This is a genomic window from Thauera sp. 2A1 (assembly GCF_009469595.2).
GTDB lineage: Bacteria > Pseudomonadota > Gammaproteobacteria > Burkholderiales > Rhodocyclaceae > Thauera.
Map to the genome: position 1 here is coordinate 42,102 of NZ_SSXV01000003.1, position 21,588 is coordinate 63,689.

General features: G+C 65.5%; 21 protein-coding genes. 5 read left to right on the forward strand and 16 right to left on the reverse strand.

Annotation, left to right across the window (positions count from 1 at the left end):
* Positions 1-71 precede the first annotated feature (71 nt).
* The 4 genes from GH664_RS03805 to GH664_RS03820 all read left to right on the forward strand — a co-directional run bounded on the left by GH664_RS03805 (position 72) and on the right by GH664_RS03820 (position 2,948).
* The gene (locus GH664_RS03805; RefSeq protein ID WP_153166809.1) at positions 72-692 is read left to right on the forward strand and encodes a LemA family protein; all 621 of its coding nucleotides are present in this window, start codon (positions 72-74) and stop codon (positions 690-692) included.
* 124 nt (positions 693-816) lie between these two features.
* Positions 817-1,743, forward strand: coding sequence for a YgcG family protein (locus GH664_RS03810; RefSeq protein ID WP_153166810.1), 927 nt, complete (start codon positions 817-819; stop codon positions 1,741-1,743).
* On the forward strand, positions 1,743-2,285 hold the full coding sequence (locus tag GH664_RS03815) for a TPM domain-containing protein (protein ID WP_153166811.1): 543 nt from the start codon (positions 1,743-1,745) through the stop codon (positions 2,283-2,285). The genes GH664_RS03810 and GH664_RS03815 overlap by 1 nt, the downstream gene beginning before the upstream one ends.
* A gap of 156 nt (positions 2,286-2,441) precedes the next feature.
* Positions 2,442-2,948: a phasin family protein gene (locus GH664_RS03820; RefSeq protein WP_153166812.1), complete on the forward strand. Its 507-nt coding sequence runs from the start codon at positions 2,442-2,444 to the stop codon at positions 2,946-2,948.
* Between the two features lie 94 nt (positions 2,949-3,042).
* On the opposite strand, the gene moaE is transcribed toward GH664_RS03820, so the two are convergent.
* The 16 genes from moaE to GH664_RS03900 all read right to left on the reverse strand — a co-directional run bounded on the left by moaE (position 3,043) and on the right by GH664_RS03900 (position 20,322).
* Positions 3,043-3,516, reverse strand: coding sequence for a molybdopterin synthase catalytic subunit MoaE (gene moaE / locus GH664_RS03825; protein ID WP_153166989.1), 474 nt, complete (start codon positions 3,514-3,516; stop codon positions 3,043-3,045).
* A 44-nt stretch (positions 3,517-3,560) separates the two neighbouring features.
* Positions 3,561-3,812 (reverse strand): molybdopterin converting factor subunit 1, encoded by a 252-nt coding sequence (gene moaD / locus GH664_RS03830; protein WP_153166813.1) that lies wholly within the window; start codon positions 3,810-3,812, stop codon positions 3,561-3,563.
* 17 nt (positions 3,813-3,829) lie between these two features.
* Positions 3,830-5,035, reverse strand: coding sequence for a gephyrin-like molybdotransferase Glp (glp, locus tag GH664_RS03835; RefSeq protein ID WP_153166814.1), 1,206 nt, complete (start codon positions 5,033-5,035; stop codon positions 3,830-3,832).
* On the reverse strand, positions 5,032-5,526 hold the full coding sequence (gene mobB / locus GH664_RS03840; RefSeq protein WP_153166815.1) for a molybdopterin-guanine dinucleotide biosynthesis protein B: 495 nt from the start codon (positions 5,524-5,526) through the stop codon (positions 5,032-5,034). Before mobB ends, glp begins: the two co-directional genes overlap by 4 nt.
* Positions 5,527-5,604: 78 nt before the next feature.
* Positions 5,605-7,566 (reverse strand): ATP-dependent DNA helicase, encoded by a 1,962-nt coding sequence (locus GH664_RS03845; RefSeq protein WP_153166816.1) that lies wholly within the window; start codon positions 7,564-7,566, stop codon positions 5,605-5,607.
* A gap of 8 nt (positions 7,567-7,574) precedes the next feature.
* Positions 7,575-8,711, reverse strand: a complete 1,137-nt coding sequence (zapE, locus tag GH664_RS03850; RefSeq protein WP_153166817.1) for a cell division protein ZapE — start codon at positions 8,709-8,711, stop codon at positions 7,575-7,577.
* Positions 8,712-8,814: 103 nt separating this feature from the next.
* Complete coding sequence (gene lpdA, locus GH664_RS03855; protein WP_153166818.1) at positions 8,815-10,239, reverse strand: dihydrolipoyl dehydrogenase; 1,425 nt, start codon at positions 10,237-10,239, stop codon at positions 8,815-8,817.
* A gap of 127 nt (positions 10,240-10,366) precedes the next feature.
* Positions 10,367-11,554, reverse strand: a complete 1,188-nt coding sequence (gene odhB / locus GH664_RS03860) for a 2-oxoglutarate dehydrogenase complex dihydrolipoyllysine-residue succinyltransferase (protein WP_153166819.1) — start codon at positions 11,552-11,554, stop codon at positions 10,367-10,369.
* 24 nt (positions 11,555-11,578) lie between these two features.
* Positions 11,579-14,428: a 2-oxoglutarate dehydrogenase E1 component gene (locus tag GH664_RS03865; RefSeq protein ID WP_153166820.1), complete on the reverse strand. Its 2,850-nt coding sequence runs from the start codon at positions 14,426-14,428 to the stop codon at positions 11,579-11,581.
* Between the two features lie 162 nt (positions 14,429-14,590).
* Complete coding sequence (gene gltA / locus GH664_RS03870) at positions 14,591-15,886, reverse strand: citrate synthase (protein ID WP_153166821.1); 1,296 nt, start codon at positions 15,884-15,886, stop codon at positions 14,591-14,593.
* A 62-nt stretch (positions 15,887-15,948) separates the two neighbouring features.
* Positions 15,949-16,197 carry a succinate dehydrogenase assembly factor 2 gene (locus tag GH664_RS03875; protein ID WP_153166822.1) on the reverse strand — a complete coding sequence of 83 codons (249 nt, stop codon included), beginning with the start codon at positions 16,195-16,197 and terminating at the stop codon, positions 15,949-15,951.
* A gap of 15 nt (positions 16,198-16,212) precedes the next feature.
* The gene (locus tag GH664_RS03880) at positions 16,213-16,923 is read right to left on the reverse strand and encodes a succinate dehydrogenase iron-sulfur subunit (RefSeq protein ID WP_153166823.1); all 711 of its coding nucleotides are present in this window, start codon (positions 16,921-16,923) and stop codon (positions 16,213-16,215) included.
* Positions 16,924-16,942: 19 nt separating this feature from the next.
* Complete coding sequence (gene sdhA / locus GH664_RS03885) at positions 16,943-18,736, reverse strand: succinate dehydrogenase flavoprotein subunit (protein WP_153166824.1); 1,794 nt, start codon at positions 18,734-18,736, stop codon at positions 16,943-16,945.
* Positions 18,737-18,738: 2 nt separating this feature from the next.
* Positions 18,739-19,086 (reverse strand): succinate dehydrogenase, hydrophobic membrane anchor protein, encoded by a 348-nt coding sequence (gene sdhD, locus GH664_RS03890; protein ID WP_153166825.1) that lies wholly within the window; start codon positions 19,084-19,086, stop codon positions 18,739-18,741.
* Positions 19,080-19,469, reverse strand: coding sequence for a succinate dehydrogenase, cytochrome b556 subunit (sdhC, locus tag GH664_RS03895; RefSeq protein WP_153166826.1), 390 nt, complete (start codon positions 19,467-19,469; stop codon positions 19,080-19,082). The genes sdhD and sdhC overlap by 7 nt, the downstream gene beginning before the upstream one ends.
* A gap of 124 nt (positions 19,470-19,593) precedes the next feature.
* Positions 19,594-20,322: a GntR family transcriptional regulator gene (locus GH664_RS03900; RefSeq protein WP_153166990.1), complete on the reverse strand. Its 729-nt coding sequence runs from the start codon at positions 20,320-20,322 to the stop codon at positions 19,594-19,596.
* A gap of 223 nt (positions 20,323-20,545) precedes the next feature.
* Here GH664_RS03900 and GH664_RS03905 point away from each other — a divergent pair, with 223 nt between their 5' ends.
* On the forward strand, positions 20,546-21,538 hold the full coding sequence (locus GH664_RS03905; RefSeq protein ID WP_153166827.1) for a malate dehydrogenase: 993 nt from the start codon (positions 20,546-20,548) through the stop codon (positions 21,536-21,538).
* The last annotated feature ends 50 nt before the right edge of the window (positions 21,539-21,588 follow it).

Sequence of the window (21,588 nt, forward strand, 5' to 3'; positions counted from 1 at the left end):
CGCACCTGCCACGGACAATGCTGCTAGAGTAAAGACGTCGTGTGCCTGAAAGCTCACCCCGGAGATCGATCATGTTCCACAAAATCCTGCACCGTCTCTCCCTGCTGCTCTGCATCGTTGCCTTGCTCGGCCTGTCGGGCTGCGGATACAACGACTTCCAGCGGCTCGACGAGCAGAGCAAGGCGGCGTGGGCCGAAGTGCTGAACCAGTATCAGCGGCGCGCCGACCTCATTCCCAATCTGGTCAGCACGGTGAAGGGCGAGGCAAACTTCGAGCAAGAAACGCTGACCAAAGTCATCGAAGCCCGCTCGCGCGCCACCGCCATCCAGGTCACGCCCGAGATGCTGAGCGACCCCCAGGCCATGGAGCGCTTCCAGCAGGCGCAGGGACAACTCGGCAGCGCGCTGTCGAGGTTGCTCGTCGTCGCCGAGAACTATCCCAATCTCAAGGCCAACCAGGCCTTCCAGGAATTGCGCGTGCAGCTCGAAGGCACCGAGAACCGCATCACGGTGGCGCGCAACAAGTACATCGACTCCATACAGCAATACAACGTCCTGGCGCGCAGCTTCCCCACCAACCTCACCGCGATGGTGTTCAGCTACAAGCCGAAGGCGAGCTTCAGCGTGGCCAACGAAGCCGAGATCTCGCGTCCGCCTACGGTGGACTTCGGCGCGCCGGCGAAGAAACCTTGACTGCGTCGCGTCGAATGCGTGCCGGCATGCGCAATGCCGGCGTGCCGAGCTGCGAGTCCTGATTGCTACCCCCACCCCACCGCACCCCCACCCCGCCCCGCACCCACCCCCTCTCCGACTGCCGATGAACCGCGCACAACCGGCCACCCCCTGCCGCAGCGCGCTCAGCCTTCTGGCCGCGCTGTTCGGGCTGTTGCTGCTGCTGGCTTGCGGGCCGGTCGCAGCCCAGCCACTGCAGCCCGTCCCCGAGCTTAGCGCGCGCGTCGTCGACCGCAGCGGCACCCTCGCGCCACAGCAGCTTCAGGCGCTCGAGGCGCGCCTCGCCAGCTTCGAGCGCGAACGCGGCACGCAGATCGTGGTGCTGCTCGTCCCCACGTCGGCGCCTGAGGACATCGCCGCATATGCGTTCCGCGTCGCCGACACGTGGAAGATCGGCCGCCGCGACGTCGGCGACGGCATCCTGGTGGTGGTCGCGAAGGACGACCGCCGCATCCGCATCGAGGTGGCGCGCGCGCTGGAGGGCGCGGTGCCCGATGTCGCGGCATTCCGCATCATCGACCGCATCATCACGCCGGCCTTCCGCCAGGGCGATTTCGCCGGCGGCCTGGAAGGGGGCGTCGATGCGCTGATGGCCCTGGTGCGCGGCGAGGCGCTTCCCCTGCCCGCGCAGCAAGCGCGCAACGACGGGCAGACGTCGATCGAAGACCTGGGCGCCTTCCTGTTCGTGGCTGTGCCGGTGGTCGGGGCAGTGCTGATCGGCGTGCTCGGCCGCAAGTTGGGCGCGCTGGCGACGGGCGGCGCTGCAGGCTTCGTCATCAAGCTGCTGACCGGCAGCCTGCTGCTCGCCGGCATCGGCGGCGTGCTGGCAGCGGTCTTCGTGCTGGCGCTGGGGATCGGTGGCGGCGGCGGCTTCGGCGGGGGTGGTCCCGGCGGCGGCATGCGCCGTGGCGGTCCCATCATCTGGGGTGGCGGTCGCGGCGGCGGAGGCGGCGGCTTCAGCAGCGGTGGCGGCGGCAGCTTCGGCGGCGGCGGCGCTTCGGGGAGCTGGTGATGAGCCTGCTGCGTGCATTGCGTCATCTATGGCTCGACAGTGGCGACGTTCATCGTGCGCTGGGCAGGGAGGCGCTCGACCGGCTCGCAGCGCAGGTGCGCGACAGCGAGCGGCGGCACAGCGGCGAGATCTGCGTCTGCGTCGAAGCCTCCCTTCCGCTACGCTACCTGTGGCGCCATGTACGGCACCGTACCGCATTCGCGGATCTCGCCCATGAACGCGCGCTGGAACTCTTCGCCGAGCAGCGCGTATGGGACACCGAGCACAACAACGGCGTGCTGATCTACGTGCTGCCGGTCGAGCATCGCATCGAGCTCATCGCCGACCGCGGCGTCGTACCGCATGGCGGCGCCACGCACTGGCAGGCACTGATGCGCGACATCTCGACCCGCTTCGCCGGCGGCCGGCTCGAGGACGGCATATCGCAGGCGGTCGATGCAATCGGCGGCGTGCTGCAGAGCCGCTTCCCGGCGCTGGGGACCGACGGGCTCACTGGCGGTAACGAAGAAGGCGAGTTGCCGGACCGGCCTGTCATTCTCTGATCAAGCGTGAGACCGGCAACGCGGCGGCGGGCGGCTGTGCTATTGTTAAAAAAGAGGCAGACAAGAGGCGTGTTCGCGGTCGCTGTCATGACGCCGACAAATGCGCCCATGCCGGCTTCGCGAAATTCCTATTACCCGCGAGTGTGGAGGATGTGTATGGCCGGAAAGCAAGAACAGATGAACGAACTTCAGAAAAAGAACCTGGAAGCGGCCATGCGCCTCGCGCAGCTCTCGATCGAGAACTCGCAGCGCATCATGGAAATCCAGGTCTCTACCGCAAAGACCCTGTTCGAAGAGGGCGTGCAGAATGCCAAGGCATTGTCTGCGGTGAAGGATCCTCGGGACATGATGAATCTGCGCACCCAGTTCGCGCAGAGCACCACTGAGAAGATGCTGGCCTGCGCGCGTGAGATCGCCGAGATCACCACGCGCACCCAGGCTGAAGTGGGCAAGCTGGTCGGCGAGCAATTGACGACCGGTGGACACGACATCTTCGAGGCGATGCAGAAGATGTTCAAGGGGATGCCGATCACCGACCAGAACGCACTGGGTGCGATGCAGTCCGCGATGGACACTACGCGTGCCGCCTTCGAGCAGATGACCCGTGCTTCGACCGAGGCCTTCCAGGCCTTCACGCAGCAGGGAGCCAAGGGCCGCAGGTAAGCCCGACGGTGGCTGATCCGCTGCCGCAAGGCGGGTCGGCGATGACGAAGACGGCGCCACCAGGCGCCGTCTTCATTTCATCACCGCGCGTCTCTCAGCCCTTCGATGCGCTCGCTGCGGCCGACCAGCGTGCCGCGGCAGTGTCGTCGCTTTCGCGCGCGTCGACCCAGCGCGCCCCTTCGGTGGTTTCCTCGCGCTTCCAGAACGGTGCCTGCGTCTTCAGGTAGTCCATGATGAATTCGCATGCGGCGAAAGCTTCGCCACGGTGCGCCGCGGCGACGCCGACGAAGACGATGCGATCGCCCGGCTGCAGGCGCCCGACGCGGTGGATGACCCTGACCGACAGTAGCGACCAGCGCGCGCAGGCCTGCTCGACGATGTCGCCGAGGGCGCGCTCCGTCATGCCGGGATAATGCTCCAGCGTCATCGCCGACACGCCGCTGCCATCGTTGGCATCCCTCACCAGGCCGATGAACGTGGCGATGCCGCCGACATCGCAACGGCCGTCGCCGAGGCTGGCGGTCTCGGCGCCGACGTCGAAGTCCGCCTCCTGGACGCTCACCAGCATCTCCCCCGCTGCCGCCTGCTGTGCGCTCATGGCTGCTCCCGGGCTCAACCGCCGGTGACGGGCGGAAAAAAGGCGACCTCGTCACCCGGTCCGACCGACGCATCGCCGCCGACCATGCGCTGATTGACTGCCGCCTTGACGTTGGCGGCCGCCAGCTTTTCCCAGACGCCGCCGCGGGCGACGAGGCAGGCGCGCAGCGCGGACACGCTCGCCACCCCCGCCGGCGGATCGAAGTCCTCTGCGGATACGCCCAGCGCCTCGCGCAGCGCAGCAAAGTAGAGAATTCTGAGCGCCATCTGCGCAACCTCGTCGTTCAATCAAGCAAATCGGTGAAAGGCAGGAAACGCACCGTGCCGCCGCGTGCGACCGGTTGCGCCGCCGGAATATCGACCAGACCATTCGCCCACACCGTCGAGTTCAGCGCTGCCGAGCCCTGGTTGTCGAACAGTTCCACGCCGCCCTGCGCATTCATGCGCGCGCGCAGGAACTCGCGGCGGCGGTCCGGGCGCGGCCAGTCGAAGTCGGCGCGCAACAACAGCGCTACTGGCGCCACGTCCCGCACTCCCTGCGTCGCCAGCAGGAAAGGCCGCACCAGCATCAGGAAAGTGACAAAGCTCGACACCGGGTTGCCGGGCAGGCCGATGAAGGCCGCGCCGTGCACCCGGCCATAGGCCAGCGGCTTGCCGGGCTTCATTGCGATCTTCCACAGGTCGAGGCTGCCTTCGGCCTCCACCGCCGGCTTGACGTGGTCTTCCTCGCCCACCGACACGCCGCCGCTGGTGAGGATCAGGTCATGACCCTGCGCGGCCTTGCGCAAGACCTCGCGCGTGGCGCCCAGGTTGTCAGGGACGATGCCGAAATCGGCCACCTCGCAGCCCAGCCCCTGCAGCAAGGCATTGAGCAGGAAGCGATTCGAATTGTAGATACCGCCCGGCGGCAGCGCCTCGCCGGGCATGACCAGTTCGCTACCGGTCGAGAACATCGCCACCCTGACGCGGCGATGGACCGGCAGTTGTGCCAAGCCGACCGAGGCGGCAAGCGCGACCGCCTGCGGCGTCAGGCGCAGCCCCGCCGGCAGGATCTCCGCGCCCAGTGCGATGTCCTCGCCCGCCCGACGCACGGATTCACCCGCGCGCGGCAGGTAGTTGATCACCACGTCGTCGCCATCGGCTTCGCACAGCTCCTGCATCACCACCGCATCGGCGCCGGGCGGTAGCGGCGCGCCCGTAAAGATGCGCGCTGCGCTACCCGCGGCAAGCGGATGGCCTACGCTGCCCGCCGGAATGCGCTGGCTGACGCGCAGCCGTGTGCCGATGGCGGACACGTCGGCAGTGCGCACCGCGTAGCCGTCCATCGCCGAGTTGTCCATCGGCGGTTGTGCCAGGCCGGAACGCTGCGCCACTGCGAGCACGCGGCCGCTGGCGACGAAAGTGTCGATCTGCTCGATCTCGCGCACCGGGCGCACGAAATCCAGCAGCTTGGCGTAGGCCTCGTCGAAGGAAAGCATGGGGGCGTTCATTGGACGTCGCGATGCTCCAGGATGAAGGCGGCGATGGCGGCGGGATCGTTGAGCGGCAGGCGCGGCAGCGGACAGTCGATGTCGCCATCCGTGGCAACCGCGACGACGTGCGGATTTTCCGGCCACAGCGGCGGCTTGCCCAACGCCGGGCGATGGATCTCGATCTTGGGCACGGCGGCTTCCTTGTAGCCTTCGATCAGGACCAGATCGCAGGGCGCCAGCAGTCGCAACTGCTCGTCCAGGGTCGGCTCGGGTGCGCCGCGCAATTCGTGCATCAGCACCCAGCGATCGTTGGACAGCATCAGCACCTGGGTGGCGCCTGCTTCGCGGTGGCGGTAGGAATCCTTGCCGGGGCGGTCAAGGTCGAAGCCGTGATGTGCATGCTTGATCACGGACACGCGCAGGCCGCGCGCAGTGAAGTGGGGAATGAGTTGCTCTACCAGCGTGGTCTTGCCCGAGCCGGACCAGCCGGCCATGCCGATGACTTTCATCGCTCGATGTTCGAATTGGGTTGCGCAGTCAGTTGCGTGTGAAGCCGCAAGGATACCCCAGCACGGTCGCCCCCGGGCTCAGCCGGCGGTCCCGGGCGGCGGCAGCGTGTGCAGGAAGGCCACCGCCTCGGCCTCCAGCCGGGTACGGCGCATTGGCGGCAGGCTGCGCCAGACGACCTTGCCGTAGGACTTGTCGATCATGCGCGGGTCGCAGATGCACAGCACGCCGCGGTCGCGCTCGGTGCGGATGAGGCGTCCGGCGCCTTGCTTCATGCTTATCACCGCACGCGGCAATTGATGGTGGATGAAGGGGTTGAGGCCCTGCCTCTGCATGTGCTCGACACGCGCGGCGAGTACCGGATCGTCGGGCGGCGCGAAGGGCAGCTTGTCGATCACCACCAGCGACAGCGCGTCGCCCGGCACGTCCACACCTTCCCAGAAGCTCTGGCTGGCGACCAGCACCGCGTTGCCGAGGCGGCGGAAACGGTCGAGCAGCTCGGTGCGCGATCCTTCACCCTGCAGCAGCAGCGGCAGCTCGTCGCCCGCCTGCTGCAGGCCGTCGGCGATCAGCTCGTGCACCCGGCGCATCGCACGCAACGAGGTGCACAGCACGAAGGCGCGTCCGCGCGCGGCGCGGATCAGCGGCAGTGCGACCCGCGCCACCGCCTCGGTATAGTCGGGCGTGTTGGGGTCGGGCATGTTGGCCGGCGCATACAGCAGCGCCTGCTCGCCGTAGTCGAAGGGGCTGCCCCACACTGCGGTCATGGGCGGCGGGTCCATCCAGGCGAGGCCGAGTTCGCGGCAGTAGTGGCCGAAATCGGCCTTGCCCACCGCCAGCGTGGCCGAGGTGAAGATCCAGGCGCGAGGATGGCCTTCGAGCTGGCGCTTGAACACGTCGGAAACATGCAGCGGCGTGGCGTTGAGCGCCAGCGACTGGGTGAAGACTTCGACCCAGCGGATCAGGTCCTTCTCCTCCGGGTTGCGCCAGCGTGCCAATCGCTCGTCCATCTCCTCGGTACGCCGCAGGCAGTTACCGAGCCCTTCCGAGCGCTCGGCCTGGGTGTCGAGCACCGAATGGAAGGCATCGAGCGCCTGCTGCAATGCGTCGAGCTGGGGCTCGAAGGCTTCGCGCTCGGCCGCCTGCGTCGCCGACAGCCGCGCCGTCTCGTTGCCGAACACCAGGCGCAGGTCGCGCGCGGCCTTTTCCAGCTTGCGCGACTCGTCGATCAGCGCGATGCAGTCGCGCGCCGCAGCCAGCGTCTCCGAGCGCGTGTCGCGCGCGAGTTCCAGCACCTGCGAAGTCGACACGCTCTCGCCGAAGAACAGGCTGGCCGTCTCGGGCAACTGGTGGGCTTCGTCGAAGATCACCGCGTTGCACGCCGGCAGCAGCTCGCCCATGCCTTCGTCGCGCAACATGACGTCGGCGAAGAACAGATGGTGGTTCACCACCACCACGTCGGCTTCCATCGCTGCGCGCCGGGCCTGCATGACGAAGCATTCGTCCTTGTTCGGGCAGTCCTGGCCGAGGCAGTTGTCGCGTGTGGAGGTCGCCGCGATCCAGGCGGCGGAATCCTCTCGCACGTCGGTGCATTCGGCCTTGTCGCCGGTCTGCGTGAGCTTGGCGAAACGCGTGATCGCGCGCAGGTCGGCAGCGTCCTGCGCGGTAAGGAAACGACCGTCGCGCGCGTTGCGCTCGAGGTGGTAATGGCACACGTAATTGGCGCGCCCCTTGAGCAGCGCGATCGACACGGGCACCTTCAGCGCGGCGCGCACGGTGGGCAGGTCGCGGTTGAAGAGCTGGTCCTGCAAGGTCTTGGTGCCGGTGGAAAGGATCACCTTGCCGCCCGCCAGCAGCGCCGGTACGAGGTAGGCGAAGGTCTTGCCGGTGCCGGTGCCGGCTTCTGCCACCAGTACGCGATTGCCCTGGATGGCCTCGGCAATCTTCTGCGCCATCTCGATCTGTTGCGCGCGCGCGCAGAAGCCGGGGATGGCCGCGGCCAGCGGGCCATCTGGGGCGAACAGGGATGCGAGATCGGACATCGGCGCTGCTAGTGCACCTGCAGCGCGTCGATGGCTTCCACGCGGTGCGCCTCAGCGAGGTAGTCGCGCGAGCGCATCTCGATCAGGCGGCTCACCGTGCGCACGAACTCATGCGCGTTCTGGCCCTCGACGTAGAGCTCGTGCGCCTCGACCTCGGCGCTCATGATGAGCTTGACGCGGTGGTCGTACAGCACGTCGATGAGCCAGGTGAAGCGGCGCGCCTCCGCGGCATTGCCGACGCGCATCTTCGGCACCTTCGATAGCAGCACGCTGTGGTGCTCGCGCGCGATCTCGAGGTAGTCGTTCTGCGACCGCGGGCCGCCGCACAGGGTGGCGAAGTCGAACCAGATCACGCCGGGCGCGCGCCGCACCACCGGCAGCTTGCGCTCGAGGACTTCGATCGTGCCGCCCTGGCCGTCACCGCCGGCGAGGCGGCGGAAATCGTCGCGCATCTTGCGCTCGGCGGCTTCGTCGGCAGGCACGAGATAGATCTCGATCTTCTCGAGTTGCCGCAGGCGGTAGTCGGTGCCGTGATCCACCTCGAAGACATCGAAGCGGCGCTTGATCATCTCGATGGTGGGCAGGAAGTTGATGCGCATCAGCCCGTTGGGATAGAGCCCGTCGGGCGGGTAGTTCGAGGTCATCACGAAGATCACCCCACGCGCGAACAGCGCGTCGAGCAGCCGGCCAAGGATCATGGCGTCAGCGATGTCCGAGACGTGGAACTCGTCGAAGCACAGCAGCCGCGTCTGCCGGGCGATGCGATCAGCCACTTTCTGCAACGGATCAGGTTCGTGGTTGTGGTTCTTCAGGTCGTTCTGCACTTCCTGCATGAAGGCGTGGAAGTGAGTGCGCCGCTTGCGCTTGTAGGGCACCGAATCGAAGAAGCAGTCCATCAGGAAGCTCTTGCCGCGCCCCACCCCCCCCCAGAAATAGACGCTGCGCGGCATCGCCGGACGGGTGAACAGCTTGCGCAGGGCACTGCTGCGCGCCGCCTTGAAGGCGAGCAGCTCGGTATAGAGCTTTTGCAGGCGCTGCGCCGCGGCACGCTGGGCGGGGTCGGACTTGTACCCGCGCGCCTTGAGCAGGGCGTCGTAGGCGTCGAGCATGCCGTGCTCGGCCACCTTGAGGATGCGATGAGGCATGGGGAGATCGATTCTTGGCGTCGGACAGGTCCGAAATGTTAACGCAACGAGGGGTGGGCGCGAGGATCACCCCGCACCACACCCCTCGCACCTCAAGCCTGGCTCAGAAGTGCAGCGGCCGCTTGTCGCAGGCGAGCGCCGCTTCGTGCACCACTTCGGACAGCGTCGGGTGCGCATGGCAGATGCGCGCCAGGTCTTCGCTGCAGCCGGCGAACTCCATCGCCACCACCGCCTCGGAGATCAGCTCCGAGGCATTGGCGCCGATGATGTGCACACCGAGGATGCGATCGGTGGCGGCGTCGGCCAGCATCTTGACGAAGCCGGTCGGGTCGCCCATGCCAAGGGCGCGACCATTGGCGAGGAAGGGGATCTTGCCGGCCTTGTAGGCCACGCCTTCCGCCTTCAACTGCTGCTCGGTCTTGCCCACCCAGGCGATCTCGGGGCTGGTGTAGATGACCCACGGGATGGTGTCGAAGTTGCAGTGGCCGGCCTGGCCCGCCATCAGCTCGGCCACCATCACCGCCTCTTCCATCGCCTTGTGCGCCAGCATCGGGCCGCGCACCACGTCGCCCACCGCCCACACGCCGGGCAGGTTGGTGCGGCAATGACCGTCGACTTCGATCTGGCCGCGCTCGTTGAGCTTGAGGCCCACCGCATCGGGGTTCAGGCCCTGGGTGTTGGGCACGCGGCCCACGGACACGATCAGGCGGTCGGCTTCCAGCTTCTGGTCGGCACCGTCCTTGTCCTTGTAGTTGATCGTGACGCCCTTCTTGCCGACCTTGACCTCGCCGATGGTGACGCCGAGCTTGATGTCCAGGCCCTGCTTGGTAAAGACCTTGAGTGCCTCCTTGGCCACATCCTTGTCGGCGGCACCGAGGAAATCCGGCAGCGCCTCGAGCACCGTCACTTCGGCGCCCACGCGGCGCCACACCGAGCCCATCTCCAGGCCGATGACGCCGGCGCCGATCACCGCCAGCTTCTTCGGCACGGCGTCGAGGTCGAGCGCGCCGACGTTGTCGCAGACGATCTTGTTATCGACCGGAATGCCCGGCAGGTGGCGCGCCGACGAGCCGGTGGCGACGATCACCTGCTTGGCGGTGACGACTTCCTCGCCGACCTGAACCTGCCAGCCGGCTTCGGCCTTGCCGACAAAGGCACCGTGGCCGTTCAGCAGGGTGACCTTGTTCTTCTTGAACAGGCCCTTGATGCCGCCGGTGAGCTGATCGACGATGCCGGCCTTGCGGGCGATCATCTTGCTCACGTCGATCTTGGGCGTGCCGACGCTGATACCCTGCCCTTCGAAGGCGTGACCCGCTTCCTCGAACAGGTGCGAGGTATGCAGCAGCGCCTTGGAGGGGATGCAGCCGACGTTCAGGCAGGTGCCGCCCAGGCGCGGCTCGCCTTTCGGGTCGGCATAGGGATTGGATTCGCAGCAGGCGGTCTTGAAACCGAGCTGCGCGGCGCGGATCGCGGCCACATAGCCGCCGGGGCCGCCGCCGATGACGAGGACGTCGAATTCTTTGGACATGGGTGCTCCGTAAGGAGTTGGGTGTCGGAAGTCAGGTGTCAGGTGCTTGGAGGGCGCCCTTGCGGGGCGCCCGCAGGACGCAGGGCGTGAGGTGTGGGGATCCCCGCACCTCACGCCGCAACTCTCCTTACACGTCGAGGATCAGGCGAGCCGGATCTTCCAGCGCTTCCTTCATCGTCACCAGGCCGAGCACCGCCTCGCGACCGTCGATGATGCGATGGTCGTAGGACATGGCCAGGTAGTTGATCGGACGGATCACGATCTGGCCGTTCTCCACCACCGGGCGGTCCTTGGTCGCGTGAATGCCGAGGATGGCCGACTGCGGCGGGTTGATGATCGGCGTCGACAGCATCGAACCGAACACGCCGCCGTTGGAGATGGAGAAGGTGCCGCCGGAGAGCTCTTCCAGCGTCAGCTTGCCGTTCTTGGCCTTGTCGCCGAACTCGGCGATTTTCTTCTCGATGTCGGCGATGGACATCGATTCGGCGTTGCGCAGGATGGGCACCACCAGGCCGCGCGGCGAACCGACCGCGATGCCGATGTCGATGTAGCCGTGATAGACGATGTCGTTGCCATCGACCGAGGCGTTCAGGATCGGAAACTTCTTCAACGCGGCGACGGCAGCCTTGACGAAGAAGCCCATGAAGCCCAGGCGCACGCCGTGCGCCTTCTCGAACTTCTCGCCGTACTGCTTGCGCAGCGCCATCACCGGGCCCATGTTCACTTCGTTGAACGTGGTCAGGATGGCGTTCTCGTTCTTCGACTGGATCAGGCGCTCGGCGATGCGGGCACGCAGGCGCGTCATCGGCACGCGCTCTTCCGGACGATCGCCGGCCAACGTGACCGGGGCCATGGCAGCAGGCGCCGCGGCGGCGGCGCGCGGTGCCTGGGCGGCGACCGCATCTTCCTTGGTCACGCGACCACCACGGCCGCTGCCCGCCACGTCGGCGGCAGCCACGCCCTTCTCTTCCAGGATCTTGCGGGCAGCCGGGCTGGCGGCGCCAGCGGCAGCGGCCGGCGCCGCGGCAGCAGGTGCTGCGGCGGCAGCCGGGGCTGTGGCGCCGGCGGCCGCCTTGGCCTCGGTGTCGATCTGGGCGATCAGCTCTCCGGAGGTGACGGTGTCGCCGTTGGCCTTGATGATCTTCACCAGCACGCCGTCGGCCGGCGCCGGCGTCTCGAGCACGACCTTGTCGGTCTCGATGTCGATCAGGTTCTCGTCACGCGAGACGGCATCGCCTTCCTTCTTGTGCCAGGACACCAGCGTGGCCTCGGACACGGATTCGGACAACTGCGGAACTTTGACTTCGATCAGCATGGATCTCTCTCCCGATTTGCTTCGTTATACGTTGGGTGACTGCGGCGTGGTGTCCTGAATCGGACCGAAGGCATTCTCGATGACCGCCTTCTGTTGCTGGTTGTGCTTGGCGTAGTAGCCGACCGCGGGCGAGGCGGCGGCCGGACGGCTGACCAGCAGCAGGCGGCGCTTGCCGAGCACGTTGACGAGATGTTGACGCGAGACCAGCCAGTACCACGCCCCCTGGTTGCGCGGCTCTTCCTGGCACCACACCACTTCCTTCGCATTCGGGAACTGGTTGATGGCCTTGGCGAACTCTTCCGCCGGGAACGGGTACAACTGTTCCAGCCGCACCAGGGCGGTGTCGGTGATCTTGTTCTCGCGGCGGTGCGCCAGCAGCTCGTAATAGAGCTTGCCCTGGCACATCACCACCCGCTTGACCTTCTTCGGATCGAGCTTCTCCACTTCCGGGATCACGGTCTGGAAGTGACCATTGGCCAGCTCGTCGATCGACGACACCGCCTCCTTGTGGCGCAGCAGCGACTTCGGCGTGATGATGATCAGCGGCTTGCGCAGCTTGCGCAGCATCTGGCGGCGCAACAGGTGGAAGATCTGGGCCGGCGTGGTCGGCACGCACACCTGCCAGTTGTTCTCCGCGCAGTTCGTCATGTAGCGCTCGAGGCGTGCGGACGAGTGCTCGGGACCCTGGCCCTCGTAGCCGTGCGGCAGCATCATCACGAGGCCGGCGAGGCGGCCCCATTTGGCTTCGCCCGAGCTGATGAACTGGTCGATGACGACCTGCGCACCATTGACGAAGTCGCCGAACTGCGCCTCCCACACCACGAGCTCGTTGGGCTCGGCCGTCGCATAGCCGTATTCGAATGCCAGCACCGCCTCTTCGGACAACACCGAGTCGTAGCACTGGAAGCGGGCCTGGCCGTCCTGGATGTGGTCCAGCGGCTTGAAGATGCCTTCGTCCCAGCGTTCGCGCTTCTGGTCGTGCAGCACCGCATGGCGGTGGAAGAAGGTGCCGCGGCCGACGTCCTCACCGGAGATGCGCACGCCGTAGCCTTGCGCCAGCAGGCTGGCATAAGCGAGGTTCTCGCCCATGCCCCAGTCGAACGGCAACTCGCCACGGCCCATCGCGGCGCGGTCGTCGATGATCTTCTTGACGCGCGAGTGCATGGCAAAACCGTCGGGCGTCGCCGTCAGGCGCTCGGCAAGGCGCTTGATCTCCTGCACCGGGATGGCGGTGTCGCACTCGTCGGTGTAGGACTTCTTCAGGTACGGCGACCAGTCGGTGGAGTTCTGGCGCTGGTAGCCGGACAGCACCGGGTTGTACAGGAGCTCGCCCTTGTCGAGGTGCTCGCGGTACTGGGCGATCATCTGCTCGGGCTCGTCGGCGCTGCAGGTGCCTTCGGCGATCAGGCGGTCGGCGTACAGCTTGCGGGTACCCGGATGCTGCTGGATCTTGCGATACATCAGCGGCTGCGTGACCATCGGCTCGTCCTGCTCGTTGTGGCCGAGCTTGCGGAAGCAGATGACATCGACGACGACGTCCTTCTTGAACTGCTGGCGGAATTCCACCGCCAGCGCGGTGACGAAGGCGACCGCCTCCGGATCGTCGCCATTCACGTGGAAAATCGGCGCCTCGACCATCTTGAAGATGTCGGTGCAGTACAGCGACGAGCGGTAATCGCGCGGGTCGGAGGTGGTGAAGCCGATCTGGTTGTTGATGACGATGTGGACCGTACCGCCCGTGCCATAGCCGCGGGTCTGCGAGAAGTTCAGCATCTCCTGGTTCACGCCCTGGCCCGCCACCGCCGAGTCACCGTGGATCAGCACCGGGATGACCTGGCTCTTGTCCGCGTCCTGGCGGCGAAGCTGGCGCGCATAAACCGAGCCCTCCACCACCGGGTTGATGATCTCGAGGTGCGACGGGTTGAAGGCGAGCGTCAGGTGCATCGGGCCGCCCGGCGTCATGACGTCGCTCGAGAATCCGAGGTGGTACTTCACGTCGCCGGCAGTCAGGTCGAGCGCGGCCTTGCCCTCGAATTCGGAGAACAGCATCGCGGGCGACTTGCCCAGCGTATTGACGAGCACGTTCAGGCGGCCGCGGTGGGCCATGCCGATCACCACTTCCTGGCCACCGAGGCTGCCGGCGACGCGGATCAGTTCGTCCATCGCGACAATGGCCGACTCGCCCCCTTCCAGCGAGAAGCGCTTCTGGCCGACATAGCGGGTGTGCAGGTAGCGCTCCAGCGTCTCGGCGGCGGTCGTGCGCTCGAGCAGACGCTTCTTCATCTCGGCCGAGAACTTCGGCGTGCCGCGCACGCTTTCGAGGCGGCTCTGGATCCAGCGCTTCTGACCGATGTCGGTCATGTACATGTATTCGGCGCCGATCGAGCCGCAGTAGGTCTGGCGCAGCGCCTCGAGGATCTCGCGCAGGCTGGCGTGCTCGGTCGAGAAGCCGTGGAAGGAGCCGACGTTGAAGGTCTGCGACAGGTCGGCTTCGGTGAAGCCGTAGTAGGACGGCTCGAGTTCGGCGATCTGCGGACGCTCGGTGCGCTTGAGCGGATCGAGGTTGGCCCAGCGATTACCGAGGAAGCGATAGGCGTTGATCAGTTGCAGCACCGATACCTGGCGCTTGTCTTCGCCGCCGGCGACGACCGTGCGGACCGGGCCGCGCTTGGCCATCTGTTCGAAGGCCGCGATCACCGGACCGTGCGCCACGTCGCGCGTCGCGGCACCTGCCTGCGCCTGCAGCGCGTCGAAATAGCTGCGCCACTCGTCCGGCACCGAAGCCGGGTCGGCGAGATAATTTTCGTAGAGCTCTTCGATGAACGGCGCGTTCGAGCCGAACAAATGCGAAGTCTGTTCGAGTTGCTTCATCATGATGAAAGCCACCTTTGGGTCTTCTGTTGCCCCGCATGGGGTGTTCTGGCGGATAGCACGGCCCAGCCCTGCTGTCCGAAGGAAAAACGGGATGGCCGCGCACGCGCGACCATCCCGTTGCAGCTATGTTCGACGGAGCCTCCCCTCCCTCTCCATCGACGCTTACGGACGCTGGCCGATCGCCGGCACGTCGCGGCGCGCGGCACCGACGTAGAGCTGGCGCGGACGGCCGATCTTGTATTCCGAGTCGGTGATCATCTCTTCCCACTGCGTGATCCAGCCCACGGTGCGGGCCAGCGCGAAGATGCAGGTGAACATCGAAGTCGGGATACCCAGCGCCTTCTGCACGATGCCCGAGTAGAAATCGACGTTCGGGTAGAGCTTCTTCTCGACGAAGTATTCATCTTCCAGCGCGATGCGCTCGAGCTCCTTGGCAAGCTTGAACAGGCGGTCGTTCTCCAGGCCCAGCTCGCCCAGCACGTCGGCGCACACCTTGCCCATCAGCTTGGCGCGCGGGTCGAAGTTCTTGTACACGCGGTGGCCGAAGCCCATCAGCTTGAAGCTGTCGTTCTTGTCCTTGGCGCGCTTGATGTACTCGCCCACGCGCGACACGTCGCCGATCTCTTCCAGCATGTTCAGGCAGGCTTCGTTCGCGCCGCCGTGCGCCGGGCCCCACAGGCAGGCGATGCCGGCCGAGATGCAGGCGAAGGGGTTGGCGCCCGACGAGCCGGCCAGGCGCACCGTGGAGGTGGAGGCATTCTGCTCGTGGTCGGCGTGCAGCGTGAAGATGACGTCGAGCGCGCGCACCAGCACCGGGTTCGGCTCGTACTTCTCGCACGGATTGCCGAACATCATGTGCATGAAGTTGGCGGTGTAGTCGAGGTCGTTGCGCGGGTACATGAAGGGCTCGCCCTTGTTGTACTTGTAGGCCATCGCAACGATGGTCGGCAGCTTGGCGATCAGGCGGTTGATCGACACGCTGCGGTGCTCCGAGTCGGAGAAGTCCATGGCGTCGTGGTAGAAGGCGGACAGCGCGCCCACCACGCCCACCATCACCGCCATCGGGTGCGCATCGCGACGGAAGCCCGAGTAGAACTTCGTCATCTGATCGTGCAGCATCGTGTGACGCTTGATGGTGTTCTCGAAATCCGATTTCTGCGTGAGGTTGGGCAGCTCGCCGTTCTTCAGCAGGTAGGCCACTTCGAGGAAGTTGCAGTTCTCGGCGAGCTGCTCGATCGGGTAGCCGCGGTACAGCAGCTCGCCCTTGTCACCATCAATGAAGGTGATCGTCGACTTGCAACTGGCGGTCGACAGGAAGCCGGAGTCGTAAGTGAACAGACCCGTCTTCGCACCCAGGGTACGAATGTCGATCACGTCGTTGCCGTGGGTACCGGTCATGACCGGGAATTCGACAGTGTTCCCGTCGACGGTGAGGGTTGCTTTGCGCTCAGTGCTCATGGATCGTCCCTTCGGTTAGAAGTTTCTTACGACTTGTTCCATTTCATGACCCGCCGGCCGGATCAGGCGCCCTGGGGGCGCCCGCTCAACAGGCCGATCATCTCTTTCCAGCGGTCCACCTCGCAGGGCTTGCTGCCATTGACCATCGCCCAGATGTCGTAGTCGTCGCAGCGCAGCAAGTCGTCGAGGTCCGCCACTTGATCGTCCGTGAGACGATCGAAGTGCTGCTCGAGGAAGCGTGTGAAGACCAGGTCGAGCTCCAGCAGAGCCCGCCGACATTGCCAGCGCACGCGTCCCCGGTTGATGCTCATGTCGTTTCGCCCTCGTCAGATCGCACGACGAACCATCATGTCCTTGATCTTGCCGATCGCGCGGGTCGGGTTCAGACCCTTCGGACAGACGTCGACGCAGTTCATGATGGAGTGGCAGCGGAACAGGCGATACGGATCCTCGAGGTTGTCGAGGCGCGCGTTGGTGTCCTGGTCGCGCGTGTCGGCGAGGAAGCGGTAGGCGGCAAGCAGACCGGCCGGACCGACGAACTTGTCCGGGTTCCACCAGAACGACGGGCAGGACGTCGAGCAGCACGCGCACAAAATGCACTCGTACAGGCCGTTGAGCTCTTCGCGCTCTTCCGGCGACTGCAGGCGCTCGCGCTCGGGCGGCGGGTCGTTGTTGACCAGGTAGGGCTTGATCGAGTGGTACTGCTTGAAGAACTGCGTCATGTCCACGATCAGGTCGCGGATCACCGGCAGGCCCGGCAGCGGACGTAGCGTGATGGGCTGCGCCAGGCTGTCGATGTCGGTCAGGCAGGCCAGGCCGTTCTTGCCGTTGATGTTCATCGCGTCCGAACCGCACACGCCTTCACGGCACGAGCGGCGGAAGGACATCGAATCGTCCTTGGCACGCAGGCGGACGAGCGCGTCGAGCAGCTTCTTGTCGGAAGGCTCGAGCTCGACCGAGATGTCCTGCATGTAAGGCTTCTCGTCCTTGTCCGGATCGTAGCGGTAGATCTTGAATTGAACGGTACGCTTGGTCATGTGTGATTCTCCCGTGCGCTCAGTAGGTGCGCTTGGCGAGCGCGATCGGCTCGACGTCGTCGGACAGCGGCTTCAGGTTCACCGGCTTGTAGTCGAGGCGGTTGCCTTCCGAGTACCACAGCGTGTGCTTGAGCCAGTTCTTGTCGTCGCGACCGTTCGGGTTCTCCGCGGTATCGGGCGCGTCGTCGCGGACGTGGGCGCCACGCGATTCCTTGCGGGCCTCGGCCGACACCATGGTCGCGCGCGCCACCTCGATCAGGTTGTCGAGTTCCAGCGCTTCCATGCGGGCGACGTTCCAGACCTTGGACTTGTCCTTGATCTCGGTGCGCTTGGCGCGCTCGGCGACAGCGGCGATCTTGGTCACGCCTTCACGCAGCAGCGCATCGAAGCGGAACACGCCGGCGTGCTTCTGCATGGTCCGGCGCATCTCGAGGCCGACATCGAACACGCTCTCGCCGCCAGTCTGCGAATCCAGGCGCGCGATGCGGGCGAGCGAAGCGTCGGCGGCATCTGCCGGCAGCGGCTTGAGGCTCAGGTTGCCAGCCTTGAAATCCTCGACAACCGTCTCGCCAGCCGACTTGCCGAACACCAGCAGGTCGAGCAGCGAGTTGGTACCGAGGCGGTTTGCACCGTGCACCGAAGCACAGGCGCATTCGCCCGCAGCGTAGAACCCGTGCACCGGCGCGTTGGGGTTGCCGTCCTTCGGCACCACGACCTGGCCCTTGTAGTTGGTCGGAATGCCGCCCATCTGGTAGTGGCAAGTCGGCACGACCGGGATCGGCGCCTTGATCGGGTCGACGCCGGCGAACTGGATCGCGATCTCGCGGATGCCAGGCAGGCGCTTCATGATGGTCTCGGGCGACAGGTGCGTGATGTCGAGCAGCACGTGATCCTTGTCGGGGCCGCAACCACGACCTTCATTGATCTCGGTGACCATCGAGCGCGACACCACGTCACGCGAGGCGAGATCCTTCAGGTTGGGCGCATAGCGCTCCATGAAACGCTCGCCCGACGCGTTACGCAGGATGCCACCTTCGCCGCGCACGCCTTCGGTGATCAGCACACCCGCGCCGGCCACGCCGGTCGGGTGGAACTGCCAGAACTCCATGTCTTCCAGCGGGATGCCGGCACGCGCCGCCATGCCCACGCCGTCGCCGGTGTTGATGAAGGCGTTGGTCGAGGAGTAATAGATGCGTCCGGCACCGCCGGTGGCGAAGATGGTGGCCTTGGAGTGGAAGATCGAGACTTCGCCCGTTTCCATTTCCATCGCCGTCACGCCCAGCACATCGCCGTCGGCGTTGCGGATCAGATCGAGCGCCATCCATTCGACGAAGAACTGGGTGTTGGCGCGCACGTTGCGCTGGTATAGCGCATGCAGCATGGCGTGGCCGGTACGGTCGGCCGCGGCACACGAGCGCATCACCGGCGCCTGACCGTAGTTCATCGAGTGGCCACCGAACGGACGCTGATAGATCTTGCCGTTGTCGGTGCGGTCGAAAGGCATGCCATAGTGCTCGAGCTCGATGACGACCTCATTCGCCTTCTTGCACATGAACTCGATCGCATCCTGGTCACCCAGCCAGTCCGAGCCTTTGACGGTGTCGTACATGTGCCAGTGCCAGTTGTCCTCGGTCGAGTTGCCGAGCGAGGCCGCCACGCCGCCCTGCGCCGCCACGGTGTGCGAGCGGGTCGGGAACACCTTGGTCAGGACGGCTGTCTTGAGGCCGGCTTCGGAGAGTTGCAGGGCCGCCCGCAGGCCGGCACCGCCGGCACCGACGATGACCGCATCAAAGGTACGCTTCGCGACGTTCACGCTTACAGCCTCCAAAGAATCTGGGCAGCCCAGCCGGCGTAGCCGACGAGCAGGAACAGGGTGACGAGATGCAGCACAAGGCGCAGGCCGTCTGGCTTGATGTAGTCCATCCAGATGTCGCGGATGCCGATCCAGGCGTGATAGAACAGCGACAGGAAGAACAGGAAGCTGAGGAAGCGGAACAGTCCGCTCTTGAACAGGCCCGACCACGCCTCATACGTGAAGGACGGCAAGGTCAGCACGCAGACCGCGAACACGACCGTAAACAGCGCCATGAACACGGCGGTGGCGCGCTGGGCGATCCAGTCCTTCAGGCCGTAGTGAGCACCAACGACTTGACGTTTCACCATAGTTTCACCCCGATGATCACGGTGAGCACGAGACTCACGATCAGAACCATGCGCGCCGAGCTGCGCGCGGGCTGCAGATCGACCCCCTTGTGCAGATCCAGCAGCAGGAAACGGATGCCGGCGCAGAAGTGGTGCATGTAAGCCCACAACAGGCCGATCAGCAGCAGCTTCACCAGCGGATGCCCCACGATCGCCGCAAAGGTCTGAAAACTGTCTGCCGACCCCAGGCTCCTGTCGAGCAGGAACAGCAGGAATGGCAGCATCAGGAACAGACCTGCCCCACTGATCCGGTGAAGGATCGACACGAAACCCGGCAGCGGCAGCCGGATCTCATTCAAGGCCAGGTGCTTCGGCCTTTGCTTGCGCACTGTCACTTCTGACATGAAGACTCCCCTCGACATGCGCGGCGGACATCCGCCGCAGACTCCCAAAAGCTCATAACCTACAATTTTAGGCTCACTCGCCTGACATCAGCCTGACGCCGGTCAACCCCTCGACCAGACGCATTCAATTGAGTTCATTCAAGTAAAAGTGTTCCGCGGTCGAATACAGCCCACGCCGCCATTCGACCGGCTTGTCGCCATAGGTGTAAGTGACGCGCTCCACCGACAGCAGCGACGTCCCCTCGGCCACCTTCAGCACCTCGGCAGCGGAGCGATCCGCCGCGACAGCGCGGATGCGCTCCTGCGCACGGATCATGCGCATGCCGAAGCGGGTCTCGAACAAGCTGTACAGCGAGCCGTTCCAGTCCTGCAGGACTTCGAGATTCAAGCCCTGGAACAGGTCGCCAGGCAGGTAGATCTCGTCGATGACGACGGGCTTGGCGCCGAACCGCAGCAGGCGCCGGATGATTATGATGGGCGCCCCCGGCTCGATGCCGAGCATGCGCGAGGCTTCCTGCCCCGCCTTCGCGCGCCAGCAGTCGAGCGGTACGCTCTGCGGATGGGACAGATTGCCATCCATCGGCACCAGGCGTAAAAAGCGGAACATCGCACGCGGGTCGTTGTGCGATGCGACGTAGGTTCCCTTGCCCTGCTTGCGCACCAGTAGATTGTCTGCCGCCATCTCGTCGATGGCCTTGCGGACCGTACCCTGGGAAACATTGAACCGCGAGGCAAGCTCCTGCTCGCTCGGAATGGCCTGGCCTGGACGCCATTCGCCCGCCTCAAGCGCCTGCAAAATCAAGGCCTTGATCTGGCGGTAAAGCGGACTGAAGGTCGGAGCGTCGTGCGACATGCGCTTATTGAAACACAAATTTTTCAACACGTCCATGTCATGTCTTATGTCTTATATAAGACCACAGACCTCATTTGACATGCGGACCCCTTGCCCATAACATTTCCGCGCCTCCGAGGCTGCCTGACGGGCCGCATCGCGATCCAGACGAATTCTTGCGCAATCGGCCTCATCGGCACGCATCATCGATCAGCGAGTCAGACTTTTTTGAGGGAGTCACCACATGAGCAAAGCCCCCGTCCGCGTAGCAGTGACCGGTGCCGCCGGCCAGATCGGCTACAGCCTGCTGTTCCGCATTGCCAGCGGCGAAATGCTGGGCAAGGACCAGCCCGTCATCCTTCAGTTGCTCGACCTGCCCCAGGCCCAGAAGGCAGTGAAGGGCGTGATGATGGAGCTGGAAGACTGCGCCTTCCCGCTGCTCGCCGGCATGATCGCGACCGATGACCCGAATGTCGCCTTCAAGGACGCCCAGGTCGCCCTGCTCGTCGGTGCCCGTCCGCGCGGCCCCGGCATGGAGCGCAAGGACCTGCTGACCGAGAACGCCAAGATCTTCACCGTGCAGGGCGCCGCGATCGGCCAGTACGCCGACCCGGACTGCAAGGTGCTGGTAGTGGGCAACCCCTGCAACACCAACGCCTATATCGCCAAGGAAGTCGCGCAGAAGTACGGCCGCGTACCGGCGAAGAACTTCACCGGCATGCTGCGCCTTGATCACAACCGCGCCCTGTCGCAGCTCGCCGCCAAGTCGGGTCGTGCCGTGTCGAGCCTGAAGAACCTTGTGGTTTGGGGCAACCACTCGCCCACGATGTATGCCGACTACCGCTTCGTGACCTCCAACGGCGACGCCGTGAAGGGCCTGATCAACGACGAGGCCTGGAACCGCGATGTGTTCCTGCCCACCGTCGGCAAGCGCGGCGCCGCCATCATCGAGGCGCGCGGCCTGTCGTCGGCTGCCTCGGCCGCCAACGCGGCCATCGACCACATCCGCGACTGGGTGCTGGGCTCGAAGGGCGAGTGGGTCACGATGGGCATCCCGTCCGACGGCTCCTACGGCATCCCCGAAGGCATCATCTACGGTTTCCCGGTCACCACCGAGAACGGCGAATACAAGATCGTCCAGGGCCTGGACATCGACGCCTTCTCGCGTGAGCGCATGACCCACACCCTCAACGAGCTGCTCGAGGAGCGCGAGGGCGTGAAGGACCTGCTGGGCTGATCGGGACGGCCGGCAGGCGCCGGCCTCTCGAAGCATGCAAGGCGCGCGGC

Bases quoted from the DNA above. Each gene is read 5' to 3' on its own strand.
- GH664_RS03805 (WP_153166809.1), top strand. From the start codon at position 72: ATGTTCCACAAAATCCTGCACCGTCTCTCCCTGCTGCTCTGCATCGTT.
- GH664_RS03810 (WP_153166810.1), top strand. From the start codon at position 817: ATGAACCGCGCACAACCGGCCACCCCCTGCCGCAGCGCGCTCAGCCTT.
- GH664_RS03815 (WP_153166811.1), top strand. From the start codon at position 1,743: ATGAGCCTGCTGCGTGCATTGCGTCATCTATGGCTCGACAGTGGCGAC.
- GH664_RS03820 (WP_153166812.1), top strand. From the start codon at position 2,442: ATGGCCGGAAAGCAAGAACAGATGAACGAACTTCAGAAAAAGAACCTG.
- moaE (WP_153166989.1), bottom strand. From the start codon at position 3,516: ATGCTGGTGAGCGTCCAGGAGGCGGACTTCGACGTCGGCGCCGAGACC.
- moaD (WP_153166813.1), bottom strand. From the start codon at position 3,812: ATGGCGCTCAGAATTCTCTACTTTGCTGCGCTGCGCGAGGCGCTGGGC.
- glp (WP_153166814.1), bottom strand. From the start codon at position 5,035: ATGAACGCCCCCATGCTTTCCTTCGACGAGGCCTACGCCAAGCTGCTG.
- mobB (WP_153166815.1), bottom strand. From the start codon at position 5,526: ATGAAAGTCATCGGCATGGCCGGCTGGTCCGGCTCGGGCAAGACCACG.
- GH664_RS03845 (WP_153166816.1), bottom strand. From the start codon at position 7,566: ATGTCCGATCTCGCATCCCTGTTCGCCCCAGATGGCCCGCTGGCCGCG.
- zapE (WP_153166817.1), bottom strand. From the start codon at position 8,711: ATGCCTCATCGCATCCTCAAGGTGGCCGAGCACGGCATGCTCGACGCC.
- lpdA (WP_153166818.1), bottom strand. From the start codon at position 10,239: ATGTCCAAAGAATTCGACGTCCTCGTCATCGGCGGCGGCCCCGGCGGC.
- odhB (WP_153166819.1), bottom strand. From the start codon at position 11,554: ATGCTGATCGAAGTCAAAGTTCCGCAGTTGTCCGAATCCGTGTCCGAG.
- GH664_RS03865 (WP_153166820.1), bottom strand. From the start codon at position 14,428: ATGATGAAGCAACTCGAACAGACTTCGCATTTGTTCGGCTCGAACGCG.
- gltA (WP_153166821.1), bottom strand. From the start codon at position 15,886: ATGAGCACTGAGCGCAAAGCAACCCTCACCGTCGACGGGAACACTGTC.
- GH664_RS03875 (WP_153166822.1), bottom strand. From the start codon at position 16,197: ATGAGCATCAACCGGGGACGCGTGCGCTGGCAATGTCGGCGGGCTCTG.
- GH664_RS03880 (WP_153166823.1), bottom strand. From the start codon at position 16,923: ATGACCAAGCGTACCGTTCAATTCAAGATCTACCGCTACGATCCGGAC.
- sdhD (WP_153166825.1), bottom strand. From the start codon at position 19,086: ATGGTGAAACGTCAAGTCGTTGGTGCTCACTACGGCCTGAAGGACTGG.
- sdhC (WP_153166826.1), bottom strand. From the start codon at position 19,469: ATGTCAGAAGTGACAGTGCGCAAGCAAAGGCCGAAGCACCTGGCCTTG.
- GH664_RS03900 (WP_153166990.1), bottom strand. From the start codon at position 20,322: ATGTCGCACGACGCTCCGACCTTCAGTCCGCTTTACCGCCAGATCAAG.
- GH664_RS03905 (WP_153166827.1), top strand. From the start codon at position 20,546: ATGAGCAAAGCCCCCGTCCGCGTAGCAGTGACCGGTGCCGCCGGCCAG.